This window comes from Ruminococcus sp. AF20-12LB (genome assembly GCF_003478985.1).
Lineage (GTDB): Bacteria > Bacillota > Clostridia > Lachnospirales > Lachnospiraceae > Blautia_A.
Genome location: NZ_QUGH01000038.1, coordinates 1 through 411, shown reverse-complemented (window position 1 = coordinate 411; position 411 = coordinate 1). Strand labels below are relative to the sequence as shown.

General features: G+C 48.4%; 2 tRNA genes and 1 rRNA gene. All 3 read left to right on the top strand.

Annotated features, from left to right (window positions below):
* Nucleotides 1-66: 66 nt before the first annotated feature.
* Nucleotides 67-184: ribosomal RNA gene (gene rrf, locus DWX61_RS18735) — 5S ribosomal RNA — on the top strand.
* Between the two features lie 5 nt (nt 185-189).
* A tRNA-Ala gene (locus tag DWX61_RS18730) sits at nt 190-262 on the top strand.
* Between the two features lie 23 nt (nt 263-285).
* Nucleotides 286-359: transfer RNA gene (locus DWX61_RS18725), tRNA-Ile, on the top strand.
* Nucleotides 360-411: the final 52 nt, after the last annotated feature.

The window sequence follows — 411 nt, the reverse complement described above, 5'->3', positions numbered from 1 at the left end:
AGGAAAAAGTAGAGAAAAGAAATGTGTTTTACTGTTGAGTTATCAAGGAAATTGAATAGTGATATTTCTGGTAGCGATGCGCTTAGGGGAAACACCCGTTCCCATCCCGAACACGACGGTTAAGACCTAAGCGGCCGATGGTACTGCACTGGAGACGGTGTGGGAGAGCAGGTGGCTGCCAGATCAAATGGGGATGTAGCTCAGTTGGGAGAGCACCTGCCTTGCAAGCAGGGGGTCGAGAGTTCGAATCTCTTCATCTCCACTAGGATTTAAAAATCCTAAGATGGGCTTATAGCTCAGCTGGTTAGAGCGCACGCCTGATAAGCGTGAGGTCGGTGGTTCGAGTCCACTTAAGCCCACTGGTTTAAATGAACCAGAACCCCGAAAAGTTCATAATCATGAGCAATAGGG